This window comes from Xanthomonas sp. NCPPB 1068 (assembly GCF_041479385.2).
Lineage (GTDB): Bacteria > Pseudomonadota > Gammaproteobacteria > Xanthomonadales > Xanthomonadaceae > Xanthomonas > Xanthomonas cannabis.
Genome location: NZ_CM192986.1, coordinates 4,206,073 through 4,223,243, shown reverse-complemented (window position 1 = coordinate 4,223,243; position 17,171 = coordinate 4,206,073). Strand labels below are relative to the sequence as shown.

Below are 17,171 nucleotides of genomic sequence, written 5' to 3'. Positions count from 1 at the left end.
CGATGTGACTCGTACAAGGCGGCGGAAGGCAGAGTTTGTGCAAGTAGAGCGGGTGGACGGTCGGCTTGGGTGCGGTTCGGGATCTTCCGAGGCATCTGCAAGAACGTTGAATTTATTTGCAGTGAGGTTCCGGAGGAGGGCGCATAAGGTGCGCAACGCGGTTGATATGCACCGCGATCCACTCCAATTAAAGGACCTTTAGATGAACATCAGTATCGAATCCACGCCTCACAAAGGTGATGCGCCCCGCCGCCGCTCTCCCGCCATCCGTATCCCCCGGGTCTGCAATTTGATCGGCGACTGTGGCCGCAGCAGCCTTTACGAACTGATCAATCGCGATCCGACTTTCCCGCGTCCGTTCAAATTGACGTCTTCAGCCACCGCGCCGACGCTGTTTCTTGAGGACGAGGTGCTCGAGTGGCTGCACGCTCGTGCTGATGCGGCCAAGGCTCAGTGAGGGAGACGATGATGACGACTATGAGTCAGAAAGCGACGGTGAGCCTCAACGATGCGCAGGCCGACGATCGCCTCGCCCAACTGGCCGCTGCGCTCGAGCACGCCGACCCCAATCGTAAGGAACGCAAGCAGGCCTTGTTCCGCGAAGCCTACGACCTGATCGTTCCGGCCATCGCACGCAAGGTGCCGCAGAAAGTGATTCTGGCCGCGCTGGAGGACAAGTACGGTCTGAAGCTCCACCCGGCTCGCTTTCGCGAACTTCTGGACGCGGAGACTGAACGCCGCAAGCGGAACGGCGATGCTATGCACTGCAAGACGTGCAGGCACCCCATTTCGCCAGCGAAGCACAACACGATGCCAGATTTGCTGGCCGGCATGCCCGGCCATCCCATTCGTGAGGAGGCTTCCGCATGAAGATGTATTACGACTCCTCGCTGTTGCCCGCTGGTGTACTCGTGCATGGTCAGGTCACGTGCTCGACGAGTGTGTCCTCCACTGGAGCTTTGCGACTCAGCGATGCCGAGTACGCTCCCATGGCCGATAAGCCGTACGCCTTTCCCTTCGGGGGGGTGCCCCAATTTGGCCAGTTCCGTTTGCCTACCTACCAGGCCGCCGTCCTGGAGGCGACGGAGGACCATCAGACCCCCAAGAAGATGGCCTACTACATTGCCGCTACCGCCTGCTGTGCAGCAGCGCAGGGCATGTTTGACGTAGAAAAGCCCAGGGGAGGCCGGGTCGGCCTATCCATGTACACCCTGATCTGCGCCAAGTCCGGCGAGCGCAAGACGGTACTGGATAATGAATTCTTCCGCGCATTCACTGACATGAATGATGAGTTGTCGGCGCTGGAGGCGGCGCATGTCCAGCAGCTTCAGGGCAACTTGCGGGCCTGGACGCGCAAGTACCGTGCCTTGAACGCAAAGTATGCCGCCTTGGCTAAGGAGGGACGCGACACGGCGGACATTGATGATCAGATCCGCCAGCACGAGATGAACAAGCCAGAGGAGCGTGGCCGGATGAAGCTGATGTTCAAGGACGCCAACGTTCAGGTGGTCAAGAACGGGCTGGCTGCCCTTCCGTCAGTCGCTTGGCTATCCGGTGACAGCTGGAAGCTGCTCAATGAGGTCATTCTTCCCAGTGATGCGGACTTATGCGATATCTGGAGTAACCAGCGTATCGATGTGGCCCGGATCACGACGGACAGCTTCGTTGTCATGGAGCCGCGCCTGGCAAAATGCCTAATGCTCCAGCCTGACAAGCTCAAGGGCATCATGGCCGGACGCGGCAAGGCGAGCATCGACTCCGGCTACATGGCACGTATTCTGTTTAGCTGGGTTGGCACTACGCAGGGCCAACGCCTATCCCGTATTGGTACGGTGTCGAAAGCGTGCCGTGATCGGTTCACGCAAAATCTCAAGACACTACTGGGTCAATACATTGACTTGGCGCGTGCAGGTGAATGCACCCGCACGACGTTGAAGTTCAGCCCGCAGGCGGCTTACGTGTGGATGAAGTATTTAGACTATGTCGAATATGAGATACGGGAGGGCGGTCGTTACCATTCGGCTACTGATCACGCTTCCAAGCTTGCAGATGTTGTCGCGCGTCTGGCAGCTGCCTTCCATGTTACCGAACGCTTCGAGTCCGACATCGGCGAGGACTGCGTGCTGGCCGCTATAGCCCTGTGCGACGAAGGCTCCAAGGACTACATGGAGTATATAGTGCCAAAAGATCAGGAGGGTTTGGATGCCCTGAAACTCTACGACTGGATGGTCAAGAAGTTCCGCAATCCGATACGCAGAACCCGGATCAATCGCTTCATCGACCTGCGCGAAATTAGCAACCTCATGAAGTTCTGCCCATACAAGCTGCGCGGCGCACATGTCCACCGACTGCTGGGTCGGCTAGAGGATATGGGGCGCGTGCGTATCGCCGAAAAGCATACGGATAGGGGAGGGTTGGCTGCCACGGTTGAGTTGCTCGCGGCGGAAGACCAGCGGCAGCAGCTCCGCTGATCCTGTTAAAAAAAAGGGCTGGGGGTGCGAATTCCTGCTAAGGATGCTAATGCAGGAGCAAAATTTGCGGAATTTTGAAGGTGATACCCCGGCCCTAACTGGTTTGGATGCCTAGCGCGACGACTGCGCCGGATGCTACGCGAACCACGGAGTGCCCGGTTGTGCCTGCCCGTCCCGAAGTAACGGGCAGGCACAGTTCTGCCTAGTCGTTAGTCCTCAGCGTCATGCATCCAATCCAATGACGTTCCCACCTCAGTCTGTGACAGGCGCGCATCGCGGCGTGCTGCCACGTAGGCAACCTTTTCCCGCTCTGACATGCTTCTGATCCGAGCCGGACCCAGGTGGCGCTCGGGCTGCCGTTCGATGCCTTGCTCCTTCAAGCTACGGTGATCCACGCGAACATCGTATCCATAACGGGCCAGCGCCGCGTTCTGGATGTCTGCGCTGTGCTTACGCAGGGTAATCAGATCGGCTCTAACCTGAAGGGGACTGCGCCCACCACCCTCCTTCTTGCACCCACCCCGCGCCGGGTTGACAGGATTGTGCCGGGCGAACATCTGTGCCGGGCCTCGATCGAACCCGTCAGGGATGCGCCCGGAGTACATCAGGTGTAGGTGCGCATTCGTTACGCCCTCCAACGCCGAGTCGGGTGCGTGGATCGCGTATTGATAGGCCTTGTCACCGATCAGCTCTTGAACCAGCGTCTGGGCCAACTCGATCTGCTGCTCGCGTGACAGTACTCCTGGCAGGGCGATCTCGTGCTCGCGATAGACCGCGCCATTGGCACGCTCGTGCGCATCGGCCGTTCTCCAGAAACGAATCGGATCATCCTGGGACCAGGCAGGTAGGTTGCCGTGCCCAGCACAAACCAGGTCTTCGCGGTGCCGGTGCTTGCCCTGCCGGGCGATATAGGTGGCGTGTTCTGTTGCGGTTCCCTTCTTGCCGCTTTTGACTCGGTGATGAAAGCTTGCCATGTGCGTACTACCCTTTCCTGAGGATCAACAAAAAAACCAGCGAAGTGTTCCTCGCTGGCTGCTCTCGGATCGGTGCATTTATGAAGCTTTGAAGGAAACGGTAAGTGCGCGTACCAAATACCCCACCCTATGTGGTGGAGTACCAGTAGCCAGTTGCCCTCGCTGTCAAGTCATCTCAACTGCATCTTTCCTCATAGACATAGGCCGGCAGTAAGAAAATACATACGCACGCCATGTCTGTCGTCGGATAGGTGTAACGATATCGGGTAATGATCGCTATTGTCTGAAGAGTGAACACGCCATCTCAACCCGACTGGATCCGATGTCCAGCCCATGAAGTTGATGAGCGTGGCCTTGCTATAAGGACTGGTCAGCGGCTGAGAGCCGCTAAATGCCTTCCATCACGATCAGGTCGTTGACCACGTCATGCCCCTTACGTGTGAGTTTGATGACCCATACCTTGAAGCTGAAGTCGTCAACGTACTCCAGTTGGACTAGGTCCTTCTCAGCCAGATAGTGCAGGTGCGTCAGCAACTCATCATGAGCCATGGGTAGCCCGACGTGCGACAGGCCTGCGTGCATGATGTCATCGTTCCCACAACGGCTGGGACTGGCGTCAAGAATTCGCAGCAGCCACAGTCGAGTGCAACGACTACGCGCCGCTGCGAATTCTTCCATGGTGCCTGGGTTGCCCTGATCGAAGGAGGCTGGATGCTCGTTCACTTCAGTATGCTTCGACTGGCGCTGAGCCAGATCCGCGATTCCTCTGTGCGGTCTCCATGGTTACTGACTGCGCTCAATTGCGGATTAGCGTAGCTTTCTCAGTGCAGTATTGATCAAGCCGTTGGAGTTCTGCACGGATCAGGGTTGCGTCGTTGAATCGAAGAATCTTGGCGTGCTGCTTAAGGCGGGAAAGTCTGAACGCCATCCGCGCTTCGTGTATTTCTCCAATTCCAATCAATGCGCTCAACATGTTGTTGTATCGCTGGTACAGGATCTGGTTGACCCCGTGCGGCACGTAGTCGTCCTGATAGAGGGACTCGATGCTACGTTTCGCGTTCAGATGCATCAGCAGATTGTTGCCCTGTGACTTCTGTCCATACCAGTAAGGGCTGTATTGGGTCTTGACTGCCAGCTCGTGTCGGATGGTGCACAGCGCGGCAACGCAGTCCCAGACTGAAAGAAGCTTGGCATCAAGATCACGGGTGCGGTGCTCGAAATATGTGTACAAGTTTAGGAGCTTTTCCGCGTGTTTGATTTGATCGGCGTTGCGGGAACGGGTCAGTCCCGTAGCGCATTCAACCAGGGCGAGCAGTTCCGGCTTCCATTGCTCAATGAAGTCCGGCAGCGCATTGATGGAAAGTACTTTATTGTGCAACTCAAGGCGAAATCCCCATCTATCACTGATCTGATCGCACAGTGCGCTCATCTCCTGGGCGATGGAGGTGACCGTTCCTTTGATCACTGCCAGAGCCATGGTCTGCTCGAAGCCCCCAACGTAGTGCCGGAAGCGCAGAGTGCGCAGGTAGGTATAGAGAGTCTCGTCCAGCCGGCTCTGCGTCGGCTGAGGCGATAATGTATACGCGTCGATCGCTGAGGTAAGAGAGTTATAAGCGGCGGCATGCTGGCTTTGTTCTCCATTGCCATGACCCCGCAGCTGTCGGCCGAGCCTGGCGTTCTGATTCTCAATCATCTGGAGTATTTCAGGCAATGGCGGCGTGGCATCATCAATCTGCGCAAGGCGGATGCTGTCGATCTCCGCGCTCAGATACGCCATCAGGTCGGCGATCAGGAGGGTGGCATCTGGGTTCCGTGAATCAGGATAGGCGTCCTTGAGCTCAAGCGTATGGGACGTGACATGCCTGGCGCGCTTGGTCCGATTGACGTGCTCGGGTGGGTCGATGAGCTGAAACAGACGGTTGCTGCGGGTTCGGGTCAGTTGGTGCAGCAGGTTGATGACCTTGAGGTTGACCAGCGGCTGCTCGGATTGACCGATGTCGATCACACGTTCAGTGGTCTCCCGTATGCCCTTCAGTACGGTGTTCAGATCCCGCTTGCTGCGTCGTGTTAATTCGCCCCTGAGCTTGGATGCTGATGTGCGCCCTGACCGTTGCTCCTCATTGATTGGCTGGGATTCCTTCTCGAGGTGTTGGATCAACTCGCTGACTGTGGCGTGTTCCGCCGTACCTCCCGATGGATGACCAAGGTCAAAGCGGCTTGGATAAAGGGCGCGACGTGACTCGGGGGTCAGGGCATGGCGCAGTAGCACCGAGAGCCAAGGGCGGCTCAGATCGTCGGGATAGGGTACGTGACGGTCTTTCGCATACTTGCGGTGGAAGATAAAGGTACGGGAAAGCGGATCAACGCCTATCTGTTCCTGGAGACGAACAAGGTGTTCCCGGAGATATATGTTCAAGATTGTCACGCTTCTAATTTTGAAGCTGCTGAGACCATAGGACGCGTGTTCATTCCGGCGCTCAGTGGCCAAAGTGCTGAAGAAGATAGTTGGTTGCGGTGCGCGCGCGCATCTCATTCTTTCGATTGCGCGGCCTGACTTTGATGCTGATGCCGAGATAATCGTGCAGGACGATGAAGAACGTCGTGCCCTTGGACCAGATCACGCTTTGACCGGGCTCAATTACCTCTGAACGAGGGTTGGTCTCCAGATCCCTGACGGGTCGGGTGCCATGCTTGGTCTCATAGGCCTGCTCAAAGGATGCCAGTACTTGCTTGTTGTGCAGGTCAAACAGCATGATCTGACTGGAAGACCGCAATGGCTTCTTGAATTTCTTGAAGTAGGAGCCCTTACCTAGGAAGGTGAGGTACTGGATCAGTTCGGGTCCGGTGAGGGGCATGTCAACGTGCACACCGTCCAGATCAGGCCGAGCCGAATCGAGCATTCGCGCATAGCGTGCAGGCAGGCCCTCATGACGCGTAACAAGCTTGATCAATGCTGACGCCGCCAACTCGCTATCGGCCGACTGGGCCTTTGCCATGGCGCCGATGATCTCGTCAACCTTGCTCTTCTGGGAGTTGCATCGACGGCATGCATAGAAATCACCTTCGTCGTTCTTGCGTTTCCGCGTCAGCGCGGCATTGGGGATTAGGTGCTCGACCGAACGGCTGTTATCCAGGTTCTCGGCCTTTACCATGATGACCAAGCAGTATGGGCACATCTCGTTCGTAATCACGGGTTCAAAGAGATGGGCTAAAACGGCGTTAGCGCAGTTGCCATGAATGGGGTGTCAGGACTGGGCGTAGTCTAGTGGCTAGGTCCGAAAACACCGGAAAGATGCTCGACTGGAAAGCACTTCGTCTTGGCGCGCCTACTCTGGGCTCATGAGGTAAGCGTTTAAGGCAGCAGGTCCAACATGATAGCAACACGGCAACACCAGTTGCATATTGCCAGCCAACTGACCAGCGATTGCCAGCGGAGCTGACCGGGATCGGCGTTGGTATTGACCATGGTGGGTTCTCAAATTGCCAGAAGCCGGCAGCGGCCCGACCGTCAGAAAGCGACCCGTTGCTGCCGTTCGCTCCGCCAATCTGAAAGACAGCTGTACTGCGTAAGGTGTCAGTCGCTGTCCGAATGCGAACTCACGGTCATCGCCACAATGTCTCGGCAACCGGAAACCTACGGATTCGCGGAAAGTTACTCGCAGGGCAGCCGCGGCAACTCTTCCGGCTCCCAGCAGACGTTGTGAAAGACGCAGGCCCGGCAGCACAGGTGAGTCTCCAATGCTGTCAGCTGACAACGGCCCTCCGGCCTGCGCTGAGACAGTAGCGTCTGATGCTCGCAATGATGCAGATCTCCTGACGCTGTGTAGGAATCGGGCCGTTCGCCCATGCTTGCAGTTTGACTAGCGAAGCCTGCTTTCCTTGCTGCTGGGTAGTTGTGAAACTGGCAATCGCCGGCAAACGGTGCTGGGGCCTTGTAGAACCACACGTCCCCCGTGATCGCAAGGAAGTCAGCCGCTCCCCCAGATTCGTCGATTTCCATCACTAGTGTTGGCCGCTTGGGTTGTCTGGCGGTCGCCCGGGCCGCAGTTGACGCGATGAGCGGCGGATGCGCCGACTCCACAAACGTTCTGGCCGTCAGTGGGAACAGAGTCACGGGAGAGGGACGGAGATCCTCGCGACCAAAATCTCGTAACACTGCGGCTTCGAAAGCATCGCCCTCGGTCGCTAGCCGTTGGAGAAAGTCACCTAGTCCGTTGATAGTGATGGGCTCCACGACGGGCTCACCACCGTATCGGGTGACCGCAAATTCCCGGTTGCCAACTAAAAATGTGATGGCAGGAATCACCGTTCTGTGCGGGTAGCTGGCGCGTTTTGGTCCCACTCGCTGCGTTGACACGACGACACCACGGAACATGGCCTGGATGTCGCCTGGCTGGATCACCGCAAGCGCTTCGCCGATATCCATCGTCAGTGGCAGGGTATCGATGAGACGCGCACGGTTTAGCAGGTCGAAGATTTCGTTCGACCTCGTCTCCATTTCTTCGAAGGAGCTGAAGCAGACTACGTCATCCGGGTCCAGAACAGTGTCGGCAACAAAGCTCGAATACGGCCGCTTGAAGACAATGAGCCACTGCCCTGCCGTGATGACGACGCGGGCGAGCCCCTTCTGCTCGCTATCCGAGAGCGACTTGACATAGCCAATCAGATCAGTGAGCCAACCTTTCCAGGACGAAAGAAGTTCGAGTGCGTTCTTGCCGCCCTTCAACTGCGTCAGCCCGTCACAGATGAGGCGCGTTATCTCGTGGCTCGAAGAAACTTCCCCTCGAGGTTGCCGCGGGAGATCAGCGTCAAATCGCTTTGCTTCTACCAGCAGTGCTGGCGATTTGTCCTGCGCCCGGCCGAGGTAGTCGAAGAAGAGCGGCTGCCTGCTATCCTTGTCGCGGCTACGCACCTCTTCAACAACTTGGCTCGGCATGTCTGGATTCCAGTCCAGCGCCTTCAGGAGGCTGTCGATCAGGAACCGGCGTGTCGGACGCTCAAGCAGTTCTTCGATCGTCACTTGGCCAGCTCCGAGCTCTCCTGCGTAAGTTTCTCGCAGAATCGGCTCTTCTGCGCGAAAGCGATCAACGGACTCGCGCCAAGCGCGCCGGAAGGCTGACCTGCCGTTGCCGCTCACCGCAACAGGTCCGGAAGCTCGAACATCAGGCGCAGGGCCTCTGGCCAGCCAGCCCCAGAGAAAAGCTCCAGGATCTTGATTAGTTTGCCGCGCCTCTGCGCGTCATCAAAGATGCCGCGGTGGTCGGCCAAGTAGCGCCTGACCAGCTTTACCAAGCCCTCGGATCCCAGGTGCTCATAGTGATACCCATCCTGGGCGCCGGCACCGAGCAGCAGATTTGCCACGTTATCAAAGATCGCGCCTGGATTTCCTTCCGCAAGGAAGCCATACAAGCTAACTAGGTTGTAGGTGGTGCGGGCCTGGGAATAGCTATTGAGGATGTCGAGGATGGGCGCGTAGTCGACGATGAATCGTTGCTTGGATTCGGGATCGGGAAGGCCCGGCTGTTCCCTCTCGTCCCGGTTTCCAGAATTGAACGCGCCAGCCCCAAAGTAGAGTTGATTACAGATCTGGTTGAGAACCTTGTCTGCAGCATCAAACTGGGGCCGCCAGCGTTCGGCCTCGTCAGTGGATGTACCGCGGAGATACGGCCACGCTGCATTCTGGTCAGCCGCCGCACTCTTGGCTGCAGCTTGGACTAGTCGCTGAAGCCGCTGCACCATTTGCAGATCCTCTGCGCTTGGCGTTGGTCGGTAGGCGAAGAAGAACACCTCCCGCAGGCCGTGTAACATGGCCGTGAGGAATCTGGCGCCCTGCTGCAGGTCGGTCACCCAGCGCTCGATCCATTGCCAGGCGATGTCACTGCCGTGGGCCACGTATAGAAACGCGATCAGGTCCGCCACCGCGTCAGTGAACCCATCACGCTCTTCGGGAGGGCTCCCCTCGATTGTTGGCCAGTTCTTGCTCAGCAACCGCGACAGAATCTGCGCGATGCGGTCCGGATACTTGTGAGCTATTGACCACAAAGGACCAGACACAAAAAAAGCTAGGGCAGCTCTATGGGTTTCGTGCTCCACGACCTTTTCGACCAATTGCCACATGCGGTCAGGTGCCACATTCCAAATCACGTTCAGGTGAGCTGATATCTGATGTCTGACAGTGGGCGCTGTGTCATCGAGGCAGCGCTCCATCCTGTCTAGTAAGTCTGGACGGTTCAAAGCGAATCGAGGCGCTAGAGACGTGATGCTCTCTGCTGCGTACACGCGCACATCCCAATTGCCCCAGCCGATGCCCTTGGACGTATCATTGGCAGACTCCGGGTATGGGCTCGCAGACAAACGATCAATCAGGTCAAGCAGTTCTTTCAGTTCTGGCAAGCCGCTGGTGCCGGGCTCATAGGCTTGACTGGCGGCAAGCTTTTGAACTGCGTTGCTCAGCGCTCCCCAGCTCGAATGAGTCAGCTGAGGATGAGGGGGCGGCGTAGGTTCCTCATCGAGCAACCCGGCTAAGCTGGCTGCATGTTCCCAAAGGATGACAAGAGCCGATGCATCAGCGTTCTCCGGCAGCCCCTTGACCGCATCCTCGACCAGCCGGCTTGCGGCTCGGATTTCTCGGTTTGGACTTTCCTCCAGATTCGCGCCGCTACTCTGCAGCATGCTATCGACGATATTGTCAGTCGGTGCCCAACCAAACGACATCTCCATCGCGGGCCGGTTCCCCTTCAGATGACCAGCCATGTTAAATGCTGTGCGCTGCGCGCGCATGGCCTCAGTTGCCAGTTGTTCGGCGGGCACGTTAGAAAGCAATCGGCTCAGCAGACGTGCTTGGCCCTCGTCATCGAGGAAGCTGTCTTGTAGGAAATACTCCTCCAGCGCTCGGCGTTGTTCTTGCGCCAGCCTGGGGTAAACGGCGGCCAAGAATATGATGGCGTCTCGCGTCACGCCCGATATCTCGAGAAACCGGGGCTGCAGCACGAGTGGTGCGAGGAGGTTGTCTGCGGCCGGCCCACGATCGGCGGCGGTGCCCAATATCCGCGACCAGACCGCCGCGTTGGTGGTTTCCTGCAGGGCCGCCTCGACGACCGTGCGGAATGCCGCGTCTGAGCAATCATTGAGGAAGCTAACAAAGCTGGTGAGAACCTCGGAGTCATAAGACTTCCTCGCACGCCAGTCCTGCAGCGTCAGGTAGTCGTCGATAACCCTGACGAGCCGACCATCAACGTCAACGTCGGTAACCGCCTGCGGCGTCTGGCCACGTCCGCTGCGGCGCTCCAGGTTCAGCCCCCGCACTGCACTGATGACGGCGCGGGTTGCTGCGGCTGGATGGTCCTTTAGGAACGGCGACAGCGACTGGCCAAGCTGCCAGCGGGCGTGTTGGTAGTCCTGGCGATGGGTGGACGTCAGTGGGAGGATGCGACTCGCAGTCCCACCTATCCATGTCTTGCTCTGGTCCGTCACGTCTCGCTCGAAAAGACTGCCATAAATGTGAACCACAAAGTCTGGGTCGTGGGGATAGATGTTGCGCACGCCATCGGCGAGCCACGGGGCCTCGTTTGATGCGTGCTGTTCAAACCGGTCTTCCAGAATTCGCTTGAGCAAGGCGCGCGACGCCGCGCAATCGGCCCCGTAAGATCGCGTCACGAAGCTAATGGCTGCAGACGCCAGCGCGGGATGTGTCACGTCGGTTGACCACACGGCGCTTAGTAGCGTCCGCGCGGCCTCTCCGAACTCCGCGAGAACCAACGCATCGTTTAGCTCGATCCGGTCGGAGTACGCCATGAGCAACATGCGTGCGGCATCAACGGCTTGCGGATTTGTCGATGCTGCGGCAAATCTCGCCACGCGCATCCAGGCGAGCGCGGCCGGTGCCGCCGCCTCGTCCGGTGCGACCTGAGCACTTGTCATTCCCACAAACCGCGAGAGCTGTCCAAGCAGTTTGCCGGGCGCCGTTGCATTCTCGGAGGCCCTCAGCGCCAGGAGCAGTCCGTCTATGTCCGATGGCACCACTACCTGTTCAGCAGCGGTCCGCAGTGCCGTGCTGAGGAGCACGGGGTCAGCTTTGTCTTCAGAGGCGAGGTTCAGCAGAAACAGCCAAGTGCTGTCATGGCTGGCGCCACCTTCCTTCCACAGTCGCTCAAGCGCGAAGCGCAGCGCCGGCCCAAGCAAGAGCGCCGTGGCCGCATCGCTCGGCAGCTGTCCGCGCAACGCCTCGGGGTCGCTCGCGTCAAGATAAAACCTGCCAGCGATATGGTCGAAAAGAACGTGGTGCGCGAAGGCAACTCGATCGCGGCCGGCGGATACCAACACGCCGGACGCGCGAACATCGTCTACCGCATCATGCTCGATAGCGGTGGACGGCACGATCAGACGGCGCCGCTGGATCATCTGCGTCACGGCGGCCTTCGCGGCGCGTTGCATCCGGTGTCCTGTCAGTCGCACGTCCTCATATCGCGAGATCAGCTCCGACTGCGTTGCGAGATGGCGTATTGCTTCCGCCTCCACCCCTGAGGCGAGCAGTTCTGCGGCAAGCGACAGGTTGAAGATGTTGCGCAGCAACTCCTTGACCTTATCCGGCGCGGTCGACTCAAGGTCCTTCAGTTCAGGCGATCCTGCAGCGATGGCAGCGAGTTCGCGAGCAGACAAGCGCGCGACGTGGAAATGCCGTACGTCGGCCAACTCCTTCTCCATGAACCTCTGGTCCGGCGGGCTGCCCCGCATCAGGTCACGGAATCGCCGCCCATTGCGGAGGTCGAAACTGCGGATCGAGGCGACGATGGACCAACGCACGCCGATTTTCGCCACCGCATCGGCAATGAAGGTCGCCAGCACCTGCTCTGACGGGCCGCCTCGCGAGGCGTCCAGGGCGTCAATGATGAGTAGCCCCGGTGTGTCGCCCGGCCATGCAGCCAGCACGTCCAGGAGGTCGTGGACGATGCCGAGCTCGTCCCGGAAGTTGCGTCGGTGCGTGAATCCTGAGAACCGCTCGACGGAAAGAAACAATACCGGGCCAGACTCTTGCTCAGCCAGATCTGCCAAGCGCAGCTGGACCCCTGTTTTGCCGGCACCAGGCTCGCCAGTGACCAGCAGGCTTCCATCCCTGGCAGCGTCCAGTAGTGGTTTCAGGCAGTCCCGCTCAAGCGGCGCGATGCCGTCGAGCGGTAGCACCGTGTGCTTCTTTAGCCGCTCCCGCTCATGCGTTGAGTAGGTGAGGACGGTCGCGATGTCTTCGTCGAACCCAGGGGCGGCGACTTCCAAGTGGCCCGCGGACCGGAGGCTGCGAAGCAGCCCGTTGCGATCCTGCGGCGCGCCCGACCTGATGGCACGTCGGCTGATGTCGAGTAGAGCGAGCATCGGCTGCTCGCCTTTGTCAGCACTGCCGTACAGCCGTCCGCCCAGCAGATGACTGGCGAGACGCCATTCCGCCCCTTCTCCGGGCTCAGAAAAACGCGCGATGCGGAATAGCCGCGCCATCGCCACCAAGTCGTCGTCGCTCGGCCCGACGGGCTTCCGCACCGCCCACGCAGCGCGAACGTGGTCCTCGAACAAAGCCAGCGCTTCGCGTTGCGCCGCCGACAGCAGAGCCAAGACGGTGGGCCATGTCCCGCCGGCATCGAACATACGGCATGCCCCTTCCAGATTGTCGAGCGAGCGCGGCGCCGATTCCTGTACTGCGAGCACGGCGACGATTTGCGCGGTCCCCACGGCCTGAGCGACGTCGAGATACAGGCCGACGAGCTGGGAAATCGTGCGCCCGAGGGCGCTGTCGTGCGTTCTTGCCAACCCGGCCTGCGTTTTGCACTGAACGTAGATCTTGCCGCCGTTGGCCAGACGGGCAACGACGTCATCCATGGGGTCGGCGGTCTCGCACTGAAGTTCGACAAGGCGTGTGTCACCAGCCATGCCGACCTTCTCGCCAACCGGCATGTCCGCAACAAGATGGGCGGCGAACCAAGCGGCAACGCTCGCCTGAAAGGACATGCCAGCTTCCGTTGCCCGGCCGCCCGCGGTGGGTGACGGGCCGCTCATCGGTCGAACGCCGGGGTTGGCCGGCGGGTCATGCTGCTGATCGTCGGCGCGCTGCGCCATGCCTTTGTCCGATTCATTTGCCCGCCCCGTCTTGTGATGTTCAGTCGACTCCTAGGATCGATGTTAGCCGCCCACGGCGTGTCAGCGTGGCCGTCGGGTCGGGGATTAGGGGGCTCGTTCCCTTGCCAACAACGCTTGACCAGCGTGCCGGTTGCTGGGAGTCCGGTCACGGACACCTCCGACTTCGCAGACGGGAAGCCGCCGACGGCAGCGAGTCTGGACCTGACAGTTGCTCCCGTGGGGCGAACGATGGCAACTGGCCGAAAGCCGCCGTTCTCTAGGTCTACCGTCCAGCGTCGGCCGGCGCTCCCGGCGGATCGGTCTTGGTGATCAATCCCATCGGTGCGCGCGTGAGAGTCGGCCAAGAGCCTAGATGCTCGGGCTTGGGAGGCGGGTGCTGTTTCTGTAGAGCTCGCAGAGCACACACGAGCGACACTGGCGTGCTTGGTCGTAGGCAGCTTTGCCCTCAAACTGTCTGAGGTCGTCCAATGATGTCCGATTCACGTCGACTTAAAAGTGAGTCAAAAAGTGAGTCGATGTTCTAGTTTGTTCAAGGAAAGTCCAGTAAAAACAATTGGATGCATTTTTTATTCGTGTGCTGGTGGGCCCACCAATAGATAGCAGGCACTTGGGATGCCCGCCCAAGTGCCTTTTTTGTTGCCGTCGGAACACTGTCGATAGTCTTCAGAGACCTATCGGAGAAGGTCTTTTTGCGTAGCTAATCGCGGCGTAGGCGGGTTCTCGATAAACGGCTGCGTGTGCGGGCTTCGTCGTCGCGCGTCAGCGCAATGCGCTTGCTTGCGCAGCCAAGTGGATTTCGGTCACCACCCTCGCTCTTACGTTCGCGCAGGAAGCCATGATCTTTTCTTCGGAAAAACAAGGGCCACATGCCGCTTGATCGCCGCGCGTCGGTGTTGCCCGGCGTGATCCATGAGTCGGATGGTCGTGTACTTGACCTCTTTGCTGGCTCAGGCACGACATTGGTCGCAGCGCAGCTGGAGGGCTTCGAAGCGGTCGGCATTGAGATGACGGAGCAATATGCCGCTGTGACCTGCGAGCGTCTCCACCACCTCTGAGGTAAAAGAGGGCGCTTGAGCGCCCTCCCGCCTTACATCTTCAACGAGGCATCGCGCGGAATTTGGTCGATCCTCAGAAGGTCGTGAACAAGTTCCCAGACTGCATGAAAGGGCAATACCGACTGCCCATATTTCCTTCTACGCGTCAGGTGGACATGGCCTTATCCAACGGCAACTAAGCCGCCGCGTCAGATCCATCGATGCTCAAGCGAACCGCGCGTTCAAGGTCGCTGCGGGTGAAGGGCTTGACGAGGATGGCCGCGTCGCTTCGCGAGATTTCCTTGGCGTTGAAGTCGCGCGGGTATCCGGAGGCAAAGAGGATGCGTAAGGCCGGCAGTTGGGCTTTCGCCTTGCGTGCAAGCTCCCAGCCGCTCATTCCAGGCATCACGATGTCCGAAAGCAGCAGGTCCACCTTGACATCGCGACGTTCCAGCAAGCGCATTGCCGAGGCCCCATCGTGTGCCTCGAGCACTTTATAGCCCAGCTGGCGCAACGCTTCGACGGTGTATGCGCGCACGTCATCGTTGTCTTCGGCGACCAGAACCGTTTCCTCGCTCGTGCGATACCGGTCGTGCTCGTGCCTGGCAGCCGATGCAACGCCGGACAGCGGCAGCGATGAGCGTGGAAACAGCATGGTGACGAGCGTGCCGCGGCCAGGCGTGGATTCGATCAGCACATGACCACCCGATTGCTTCACAAAGCCGTAGACCATCGACAGCCCGAGCCCGGTACCGCGCCCGACGTCTTTGGTCGTGAAGAATGGCTCGAAGACACGCGATATCACCTCTTCCGACATCCCGTGACCGGTATCGCGAATGCGCAACATCACGTACTCACCCGGAGGCACGTCGGCGAGTACGTTGGCGTAGTCATGCTCCAGATGCCCGTTGCCGACCTCGATGGTCAACTGCCCTCCACTGGGCATGGCGTCACGGGCGTTGACCGCCAGATTCAGTACAGATGCCTCGACCTGGCTTGGGTCGACCTCGACGCACCAGACGTCCGGGGCCGTCAGGATTTCCAGGTACACCAATTCGCCCAGGGTCCGCCGCAGCATGTCCTGCATCCCGAGCAACTGTTCATTGAGATCGACTGCCTGGCTCTGCAGCGGTTGCTTGCGGGCGAATGCCAACAGGCGCTGGGTCAACGAGGCAGCACGTGTCACGCCCTTCAGCGCATTGTCCATCGCCCTGGACGGAACGGCCGCCGCCTCACCCATGCGGTCGATGTAGAGCTTGGCGTGCTCGACGTTGCCGGCGATGACGGTCAGGATGTTATTGAAGTCATGCGCAATGCCACCAGTGAGTTGTCCCACTGCCTCAATCTTCTGACTTTGCCTTAGCGCTTCTTCGGCTTGACGTCGCGCAGTGGTCTCGACAGCTTCCGATACCACAGCGGTGATCGTGCCCTGGTAGTCAGACAGAGGGCGGAAGGAAAAGTCGAACGACCGCAACCCGGTTGGAAGGACCAGTTTGAGCTCGTGCTGCGAGGCGGTTCCTGCTGCTGCAGCGGCAATCGCGTCGGCGACCAGACTGCGGATGTCCGGCGTTTCGGAAAACCAGGGGGCATCGCAAAACAGCGTGCCGCAGACATCGTCCTTGTGCGCCAGGATCGCTGAAAGCGATGCGAGATTGGCATCGAGGATGTAGCCGTCTGGAGAGAGCAGATTCTGGTGCTGGAAACTGGATTCAAACACCGCTTGCAGGCGGCTCTCGCTGCTGCGCAAGTCTGCCGTGCGTTCTTCCACCTGACGCTCGAGCGATTCGTTGGCTTCTCGGAGCGAAATCTCCGCGTCCTTCAGGTCGCTGATATCCCGCACCAGCGAGTAATACCCGTTGACCTGCCCATCGCGGTCCGTCTCGGGGACGCAGTCGACCAGTGCGTAACGAAACCCGCCGTCCTGTCGCGGCAGACGCGCCTCGAACTGGACGCGCTCGCCCTCCGAAGCCTTGCGCAGGTAGGGCGCTATCTCATCGAACATCGTGTGGCCGACGATATCGCGCACATGCATGCCCACCAACTGCTCCGCCTGACGGCCATGCCACAGGGTGTAGGCATTGTTGACGAAGCGATAGCGGTGCTCGATGTCCAGATGTGCAATCAGTGCCGGCAGCGAATCGGTGATGAGCTGCAGGCGCTGACGGCTTTCCTGCAGGTCGTTTTGGGCCGCAAGCAGCCTTGTCTGTTCGCCGCTTTCCCTGATGCATCGCATGATCGCATCAGGCAGGCGCTGCAGGCGCTGCTTCACCACGTAGTCGCGCGCGCCGCGCGTCAGCGCCTGAACGGCCAACTCCTCGGTCAGCGTGCCGGAGACGAAGATGAAGGGTATCTGCGGGTAGAGCGTCTGGGCGATCTGCAGCGCAGCGTCGCCGTCGAAGCCGGGCAGGACATGGTCGGCCAGGATGACGTCGTGCTGCTGCGTGGCCAGCGCCTGCACAAACGCATCGCGTGTCCACACCCGGGTGATGTCGACCTTCAGCCGTGCGGCTGCCAGCTGCGCGCCGATGAGTTCGGCATCGAGGGCATTGTCTTCCAGCATCAGGACGCGA

10 protein-coding genes and 1 pseudogene are annotated in these 17,171 nt (G+C 59.4%); 4 read left to right on the top strand and 7 right to left on the bottom strand.

Features of this window, described 5'->3' with window-relative positions; all coding sequences use genetic code 11:
* Nucleotides 1-202 precede the first annotated feature (202 nt).
* From ACCQ12_RS17895 to ACCQ12_RS17885, 3 genes are read left to right on the top strand one after another with little or no spacing between them, the layout of a single operon-like run.
* On the top strand, nucleotides 203-457 hold the full coding sequence (locus ACCQ12_RS17895; RefSeq protein ID WP_104579539.1) for a helix-turn-helix transcriptional regulator: 255 nt from the start codon (nucleotides 203-205) through the stop codon (nucleotides 455-457).
* A 20-nt stretch (nucleotides 458-477) separates the two neighbouring features.
* Nucleotides 478-870 carry a hypothetical protein gene (locus ACCQ12_RS17890; RefSeq protein WP_372382386.1) on the top strand — a complete coding sequence of 131 codons (393 nt, stop codon included), beginning with the start codon at nucleotides 478-480 and terminating at the stop codon, nucleotides 868-870.
* Nucleotides 867-2,471, top strand: coding sequence for a DUF3987 domain-containing protein (locus ACCQ12_RS17885; protein ID WP_372382385.1), 1,605 nt, complete (start codon nucleotides 867-869; stop codon nucleotides 2,469-2,471). Before ACCQ12_RS17890 ends, ACCQ12_RS17885 begins: the two co-directional genes overlap by 4 nt.
* A gap of 209 nt (nucleotides 2,472-2,680) precedes the next feature.
* Here ACCQ12_RS17885 and ACCQ12_RS17880 read toward each other — a convergent pair whose 3' ends face one another.
* From ACCQ12_RS17880 to ACCQ12_RS17855, 6 genes are all read right to left on the bottom strand, one after another.
* Nucleotides 2,681-3,445, bottom strand: a complete 765-nt coding sequence (locus tag ACCQ12_RS17880) for a MobA/MobL family protein (protein WP_372382384.1) — start codon at nucleotides 3,443-3,445, stop codon at nucleotides 2,681-2,683.
* Between the two features lie 387 nt (nucleotides 3,446-3,832).
* A complete protein-coding gene (locus tag ACCQ12_RS17875; protein ID WP_372382383.1) occupies nucleotides 3,833-4,168 on the bottom strand; it encodes a hypothetical protein in 336 nt (111 codons plus the stop codon).
* Nucleotides 4,169-4,241: 73 nt separating this feature from the next.
* Nucleotides 4,242-5,861, bottom strand: a complete 1,620-nt coding sequence (locus ACCQ12_RS17870) for a hypothetical protein (RefSeq protein ID WP_372382382.1) — start codon at nucleotides 5,859-5,861, stop codon at nucleotides 4,242-4,244.
* Nucleotides 5,862-5,922: 61 nt separating this feature from the next.
* Nucleotides 5,923-6,597 carry a hypothetical protein gene (locus ACCQ12_RS17865; protein WP_372382381.1) on the bottom strand — a complete coding sequence of 225 codons (675 nt, stop codon included), beginning with the start codon at nucleotides 6,595-6,597 and terminating at the stop codon, nucleotides 5,923-5,925.
* A 500-nt stretch (nucleotides 6,598-7,097) separates the two neighbouring features.
* Nucleotides 7,098-8,465, bottom strand: coding sequence for a hypothetical protein (locus tag ACCQ12_RS17860; protein ID WP_372382380.1), 1,368 nt, complete (start codon nucleotides 8,463-8,465; stop codon nucleotides 7,098-7,100).
* A 113-nt stretch (nucleotides 8,466-8,578) separates the two neighbouring features.
* Complete coding sequence (locus ACCQ12_RS17855; RefSeq protein WP_372382379.1) at nucleotides 8,579-13,546, bottom strand: NACHT domain-containing protein; 4,968 nt, start codon at nucleotides 13,544-13,546, stop codon at nucleotides 8,579-8,581.
* An 875-nt stretch (nucleotides 13,547-14,421) separates the two neighbouring features.
* On the opposite strand from ACCQ12_RS17855, the pseudogene ACCQ12_RS17850 reads away from it, so the two are divergent.
* Nucleotides 14,422-14,622, top strand: a pseudogene (locus ACCQ12_RS17850) (DNA methyltransferase); the annotation flags it as partial.
* A 175-nt stretch (nucleotides 14,623-14,797) separates the two neighbouring features.
* On the opposite strand, the gene ACCQ12_RS17845 reads toward ACCQ12_RS17850, so the two are convergent.
* Nucleotides 14,798-17,161, bottom strand: coding sequence for a response regulator (locus tag ACCQ12_RS17845; RefSeq protein WP_243851645.1), 2,364 nt, complete (start codon nucleotides 17,159-17,161; stop codon nucleotides 14,798-14,800).
* Nucleotides 17,162-17,171 lie beyond the last annotated feature (10 nt).

What these genes read in the sequence shown, in the direction of transcription:
- ACCQ12_RS17885 (WP_372382385.1), top strand. Translation starts at nt 867, where the DNA reads ATGAAGATGTATTACGACTCCTCGCTGTTGCCCGCTGGTGTACTCGTG.
- ACCQ12_RS17845 (WP_243851645.1), bottom strand. Translation starts at nt 17,161, where the DNA reads ATGCTGGAAGACAATGCCCTCGATGCCGAACTCATCGGCGCGCAGCTG.
- ACCQ12_RS17890 (WP_372382386.1), top strand. Translation starts at nt 478, where the DNA reads ATGAGTCAGAAAGCGACGGTGAGCCTCAACGATGCGCAGGCCGACGAT.
- ACCQ12_RS17865 (WP_372382381.1), bottom strand. Translation starts at nt 6,597, where the DNA reads ATGGTAAAGGCCGAGAACCTGGATAACAGCCGTTCGGTCGAGCACCTA.
- ACCQ12_RS17895 (WP_104579539.1), top strand. Translation starts at nt 203, where the DNA reads ATGAACATCAGTATCGAATCCACGCCTCACAAAGGTGATGCGCCCCGC.
- ACCQ12_RS17855 (WP_372382379.1), bottom strand. Translation starts at nt 13,546, where the DNA reads ATGGCGCAGCGCGCCGACGATCAGCAGCATGACCCGCCGGCCAACCCC.
- ACCQ12_RS17880 (WP_372382384.1), bottom strand. Translation starts at nt 3,445, where the DNA reads ATGGCAAGCTTTCATCACCGAGTCAAAAGCGGCAAGAAGGGAACCGCA.